This window comes from Nocardiopsis protaetiae (assembly GCF_045446735.1).
In the GTDB taxonomy this organism is placed as follows: Bacteria; Actinomycetota; Actinomycetes; order Streptosporangiales; family Streptosporangiaceae; genus Nocardiopsis; species Nocardiopsis protaetiae.
The window spans coordinates 1-4235 of sequence record NZ_JBJJBV010000413.1 but is presented as its reverse complement, the minus strand read 5'-3'; the positions used below and the strand labels follow the sequence as shown (position 1 = coordinate 4235).

Below are 4235 nucleotides of genomic sequence, written 5' to 3'. Positions count from 1 at the left end.
AGGTCAGATCGACCTGTCGTGGTGAGGTCGGGCCGGTTGTCGGGGGTGAGGGGCTCCTCGCCCAGGCGTGTGCGGACCTCGTTGATCTCCTCCAGCACCCGGGGGTCGTGGCGGGTGTAGGCGCTGGCGGGGATGAGGAGTTCCAGGACGTCGGGGAGGTTGTCGGCGCGGCGCCTGCCCGCGGCCAGGTCGGCGGCGAAGAACACGGCGAGCTCCGAACGCGGGAGCTTGCGGACCACCCCCGCGTCGATCAGGTCCTTGATGGCGCGCTTGGCGGTGGAGAGGCTGAGGGTCCCGCAGGAGCGGGCGACCAGGGTGTCCAGGCACAGGAAGCACCAGCGGCCGTCACGGTCGGCGGTGTCGGCGATGATCGAGGCGGCCGTGTGGGCCCGGAGATTGGGGAAGACCCCGCTGCGAAGAGCGTCGACCACCCAGATGGCCGGGATGAACCCGATGCCGTCCATCGCCCCCAGGGGGCGTTTGCGGGGGATAGGGCCGGGGATCTGACCCTGGTTTTGGACATGCGCAATCGAGGGACTAGAATTCACACCTAGCCACCTTCCTGAGGGTTAGGCAGGACAGGTCGGTCAGGAGCCGTCATGGTGTTGGTAGCACCAGGCGGCTCCGAATTTTTTTCCGTGGCTTTCGCGCCACGGATTGTGTTCGTGTGTGCAGTCTAGGGCCGGTCAGAGGGTGTCGAAGCCCGAATGCACCACTTTTTCGTTCGCGTTTTCGAGCCGCGGGCCATTTCGACAGATAATGTCCGAATATGTGAAGATCTGCGGGAATTGGCGCTTTTTCCGTCGGTCCCAACAGAGGCGGAGACCGGCATTCTCCCAGGTCAGCCGGTGTCGCATGTGCGCGAGGGCACTCGTGCCCTGAATCCCGGCCGTTGTCCGGCGGCACACGGCCGCCGGACAAGGTCGCGCACCGCCTGGATCAGACGCCTTCGCGCAGGTACAGGTCGCGCAGCAGGCCGATCTCGCCGCCGTGATGCGAGACCTCGACCAGCGCGTGCAGCGCGAGCTTCAGATAGGTCTCATCGGCCCAACCGCCCGGGCCCGTGCCGATCGGCGCCAACAGGCGCTCATCCCCGAGGGCCGCGATGCGGGAGATAAAGTGGTCCCAGTCCTCGGCGAGCGCCCGGACGCCCTCCTTGGCGGTGCCCGGCCATGCGTGGCGGTCGCCGAACTCCGGGACGTCCTCGAAGAAGTGGATCACATAGCCGCGCAGGCAGAGGGCGCCGATGTGCCAGATGCGCCAGGCGATCGTCGTGAGGGGATCCGGCTTATCCGGACTCGATTCCGGAATGAGTACGGCGACGCGGAAGACACCGTCGTCTCCGGGGCGGACACCGATGCAGTCGTCGGCCGGCTCCCAGTGGTACTCGGCGTCGGTCAGGCCCTCAAGGCGCCCGAACAGCCGGGATCGCGCGCGTTCGAAGATCGCGAGAACGTCCCGCGTGGCGGGGTCGGCCATGATCGTGTCGGCCATGTCGGCTCCAGGGCTCGGTGGTTTCGGGGGTCGGTCGGTGTCGCGCACCGGTCGGGCCGGGCCCGCCGTCGGGGGGCTGCGCCTCGGGGGTACCGGGGTCGCGTCGGGATTCAGAACACGTCGCGCAGGGTCTCCAGAAGGCGGGCGATGTTCGCCTCGTCACGGCGGTAGTAGGTCCACTTGCCCCGGCGGGTGGTGACGACCAGCCCGGCCCGCCGCAGCATGGCGAGATACTGCGAGGTGGTCGACTGCCCCAGGCCCGCACGCCGCTGGATGTCGCTCACGCAGACGCCGATCTCGACGTCCTCGGGCTCCTGGCCGGGGAAGCTCATCGGCTCCTTGAGCCACACCAGCATCTGGCGGCGGGCCGGGTTGGACAGGGCCTGGAACACGGCCAGCAACTCGTCTTCCGAGAACATGTGGCGATCGTAACGCAGGATCATATTGGTAATTCGCGATATGACGATCTATGGTCGGTGCATGCCTACTTCGATGCGTGTGATGGAACTCGTCCGCTTCGGTGACGCGGACACCGCGTTCACCGCCCGGGAGCTGCCACGACCCACCCCCGGCCCCGGTCAGGTACTGGTGCGCGTGGTGGCCACCTCCGTGAACCCCCTCGACCTCCAGACCCGGCGCGGCGACTACCGGGACGAGGTGGCGTTGCCCACGGTGATCGGCAACGACGTGTCCGGCGTGGTGGTCCAGACCGGCCCCGGGGCGGACGACTTCCGGTCGGGCGACGAGGTCTGGTACCTGGCGCCGATCTTCGCCGGACAGGGGACCTACGCCGAGTTCCACGTGGTCGACCAGGCCCTGGTCGCCCTCAAGCCCGAACGGTTGTCGCACGTCGAGGCCGCCGGCCTCGCGCTCGTGGGCATGACGGTGTGGGAGGCGCTGGTCGAACGCACCAGGGTACGGGCCGGGGAGCGCGTCCTGGTGCACGGCGGAGCGGGCGGGGTCGGCTCGGCCGCCATCCAGCTCGCCAAGGCGCTGGGAGCCGAGGTGGTGACCACCGCACGGGCGAGGGACCACGAGTTCGTCACCGGGCTGGGGGCCGACGTCGCGATCGACTTCTCCGCCGGTGACCCCGCGTCCCAGGTCCGTGAGCTGGGCGGGGTGGACGTCGTGCTGGACACGGTGGGCGGGGACACCCTCACCCGCAGCCCGGAGGTCCTCACCGACCGGGGCCGTGTGGTGTCCATCGTGGACACCCCCGAACCCCAGAACCTGCTCGCCGCGTGGGGCGTGAACGCGACCTACCACTTCCTCTTCGTCAGCCCCGGCAGGGAGAAGCTCGAAGCCCTCGGCCGCCTGGTCGACCGGGGCGAACTCCGGCCGGTGGTCGGCGCCGTGCTGCCGCTGACCGACATCGCACAGGCGCACGCGCTCCTGGAGGGCGGCTCCTCCGGCGAGGGCCGCAGGCGCCCGCGCGGCAAGATCGCCATCGCCGTGCAGCCCCAGGACGAGACGCTCCACCAGGGGACGCCTTCGCCTTGAGCGGCGCGGCCGTCCCGCCCCGGGAGGGCCGCCGGTCGTCGGCCGCCGATGTCGGCCGACCTTCGCTTCGCATGCGGGGTTCCCTTTGGTCAGGACCTCGGGCGAGGGCGTCCGGTGACGGGTCCGGTGTCCGGGATCGGGGTGTGGGGGCGCATCCAGGTGGGGGGTTGGTAGGTCCAGGTGGGGCCGGTGGGCAGGTGGCGCCACCAGTAGCCGAGGCGGTGGAAGTCGGCGGGGGTGGGGTGGCGGGGGAAGTTGTTGAAGTGTTGGCCGGGGCCCGGGGTGTTGATGTCGGTGCGGGCGGGGAACTCGTAGCGCCACAGGTGTTCTCCGGCCTGGGTGGCCAGGTGGAAGCGCATGGCTCCGTGGAGGGAGCCGTCGGGCATCACTCCGTGCAGGTCCACCCGGTCGGGGGCTTCGATGGCCGTGGCGAACCCGGCGGTGGTGGCGGCTGCGGCGAGTTCGGCGGCGGGGTCCATGGTGTGCTCCTCGGGTCGGGGCGTCGGGCGCGGGGGTGCGCGGATGAGCGCGGCCGGGTCGGCGGGACGGGGGTCGCCTATCAGCCGATTCCGTGGTCGGGGCAGCCGGTGGCGTCGGTCTGGGGTCGGGGGCATTCGTCGTTCCAGCACGGTGCCGGGTTGTCGGGGGTGGGGGTGCGGTCGCGGGCGCGTTGAGTGCGGGTCCGCAACGTCGTGGTCTGGGCCCGGGGCTTTTCCGCCTCGCGCTGTTCGGGGTCGGGGGAGAAGGGGATGACTTTGCCCATCGGTGTGGTGCTCCTCGTTCTGGGTGGGTGGTGCTCGGGTGGGTGGCCGCGCCCCGGCCCCCTCGTGTGGCGGGGCGCGGCCGTTGGCGCCCGCCCGCCCGGGCTTTGGGGCGGCTCCGGACGGGCGGGGGTCAGGGGGTGGTGGTTCCGGCGGCCAGCAGGGCGCGGACCTGGGACTCGATGAACCGGCGGTGGCCGCCCAGGGTGCGCAACGAGTGCAGACGGCCCTCGTCGGCCCAGCGGGTCACGGTCTTGGGGTTCACGCGGAAGAGAGCGGCGACCTCGGTCGGGGTCAACAGCGAGGGCATCGGTAGGGGTGGGGGTGTGGGGGAGTCCATCGGGTCCTTTCGGTTTCGGGTGGGTGTGGGGCGGCGGAGAAATGGCCGCCGCCCCACGTCGGCCCCGCGTGGTGCCTCACTGACCTGGCGGGGCCGGTTCGAGGGGCGGGGGCGGCGGGCGATGTGCGCGCCGCCCCCGC

The 4235-nt window shown here is 70.8% G+C and carries 6 protein-coding genes and 1 pseudogene; 1 reads left to right on the top strand and 6 read right to left on the bottom strand.

The features are described 5' to 3' along the window. The 3 genes and pseudogenes from ACJOT3_RS33010 to ACJOT3_RS33000 all read right to left on the bottom strand — a co-directional run. A pseudogene (locus ACJOT3_RS33010) lies at positions 1 to 464 on the bottom strand (hypothetical protein); the annotation flags it as partial. Positions 465 to 939: 475 nt separating this feature from the next. After that, positions 940 to 1494 (bottom strand): DinB family protein, encoded by a 555-nt coding sequence (locus ACJOT3_RS33005; protein WP_406977056.1) that lies wholly within the window; start codon positions 1492 to 1494, stop codon positions 940 to 942. Positions 1495 to 1604: 110 nt separating this feature from the next. Beyond that, positions 1605 to 1913, bottom strand: a complete 309-nt coding sequence (locus tag ACJOT3_RS33000) for an ArsR/SmtB family transcription factor (RefSeq protein WP_406977055.1) — start codon at positions 1911 to 1913, stop codon at positions 1605 to 1607. 61 nt (positions 1914 to 1974) lie between these two features. Here ACJOT3_RS33000 and ACJOT3_RS32995 point away from each other — a divergent pair, with 61 nt between their 5' ends. After that, positions 1975 to 2994, top strand: coding sequence for a zinc-binding dehydrogenase (locus tag ACJOT3_RS32995; protein WP_406977054.1), 1020 nt, complete (start codon positions 1975 to 1977; stop codon positions 2992 to 2994). A gap of 89 nt (positions 2995 to 3083) precedes the next feature. On the opposite strand, the gene ACJOT3_RS32990 is transcribed toward ACJOT3_RS32995, so the two are convergent. From ACJOT3_RS32990 to ACJOT3_RS32980, 3 genes are all read right to left on the bottom strand, one after another. After that, complete coding sequence (locus tag ACJOT3_RS32990; protein ID WP_406977053.1) at positions 3084 to 3473, bottom strand: hypothetical protein; 390 nt, start codon at positions 3471 to 3473, stop codon at positions 3084 to 3086. Positions 3474 to 3553: 80 nt separating this feature from the next. After that, positions 3554 to 3757 (bottom strand): hypothetical protein, encoded by a 204-nt coding sequence (locus tag ACJOT3_RS32985; protein WP_406977052.1) that lies wholly within the window; start codon positions 3755 to 3757, stop codon positions 3554 to 3556. 131 nt (positions 3758 to 3888) lie between these two features. Beyond that, positions 3889 to 4095, bottom strand: a complete 207-nt coding sequence (locus ACJOT3_RS32980; RefSeq protein ID WP_406977051.1) for a BldC family transcriptional regulator — start codon at positions 4093 to 4095, stop codon at positions 3889 to 3891. Between the last annotated feature and the right edge of the window lie 140 nt (positions 4096 to 4235).

Excerpts from the sequence above, each read along its gene's own strand:
- ACJOT3_RS33005 (WP_406977056.1), bottom strand. The coding sequence starts at position 1,494 with ATGGCCGACACGATCATGGCCGACCCCGCCACGCGGGACGTTCTCGCG.
- ACJOT3_RS33000 (WP_406977055.1), bottom strand. The coding sequence starts at position 1,913 with ATGTTCTCGGAAGACGAGTTGCTGGCCGTGTTCCAGGCCCTGTCCAAC.
- ACJOT3_RS32995 (WP_406977054.1), top strand. The coding sequence starts at position 1,975 with ATGCCTACTTCGATGCGTGTGATGGAACTCGTCCGCTTCGGTGACGCG.
- ACJOT3_RS32990 (WP_406977053.1), bottom strand. The coding sequence starts at position 3,473 with ATGGACCCCGCCGCCGAACTCGCCGCAGCCGCCACCACCGCCGGGTTC.
- ACJOT3_RS32985 (WP_406977052.1), bottom strand. The coding sequence starts at position 3,757 with ATGGGCAAAGTCATCCCCTTCTCCCCCGACCCCGAACAGCGCGAGGCG.
- ACJOT3_RS32980 (WP_406977051.1), bottom strand. The coding sequence starts at position 4,095 with ATGGACTCCCCCACACCCCCACCCCTACCGATGCCCTCGCTGTTGACC.